Annotated in this window: 1 protein-coding gene; it reads right to left on the reverse strand. The window is 63.9% G+C overall.

The annotated features are described in order from the left end of the window. Positions 1–718, reverse strand: a 718-nt coding sequence (locus HG250_RS00880; RefSeq protein WP_170001915.1) for a UDP-glucose dehydrogenase family protein, incomplete at both ends; no start/stop codon positions are given.

The following is a 718-nucleotide window of genomic DNA, read 5'->3' on the forward strand; positions in this document are numbered from 1 at the left end:
TAGGGGCTGCTGGCCATTTCCACATTCGGCATCATCGGGCGCGCCAGATCCATCCCTTCCGGATCATAGGCGGTGACCTCCACCCCGGCATCGTTCAGCGTCTGCGCCACGGCGATGGCGGGCGAATCGCGCATGTCGTCGGTGTTGGGTTTGAAAGTCAGGCCCAGCAGCGCGACCTTGCTGCCGCGTGCGGCATCCTCGCCGCCCAGCGCATCCACGACCTTGCGGCCCATCGCCCGCTTGCGGCTTTCGTTCACCTTCACCACGGCTTCGACGATGCGCGACGGGCTGCCTGCGTCCTCCGCCGTTTTCAGCAGCGCCAGCGTGTCCTTGGGAAAGCAGGAACCGCCGTATCCCGGTCCGGCATGGAGGAATTTCGGCCCGATCCGCCCGTCCATGCCAATCCCGCGCGAGACATCCTGCACATTTGCGCCCACTTTCTCGCACAGATCGGCCATTTCGTTGATGAAGGTGATCTTGGTCGCGAGGAATGCATTGGCGGCATATTTGATCAGTTCGGCGCTGCGGCGGCTGGTGAACAGGATCGGCGATTCGTTGAGGAACAGCGGGCGATAGATCTCGCGCATGGTTTCGCGCCCGAACTCGTCATCGGTCCCGATCACGATGCGGTCGGGTCGCTTGAAATCCGCAATGGCCGCACCTTCGCGCAGGAATTCGGGGTTGGAGACGACCGCAACCCGGTGGCCGCGCTCGCCCG

Source organism: Pseudopontixanthobacter vadosimaris, assembly GCF_012979275.1.
Classification (GTDB): Bacteria; Pseudomonadota; Alphaproteobacteria; order Sphingomonadales; family Sphingomonadaceae; genus Pseudopontixanthobacter; species Pseudopontixanthobacter vadosimaris.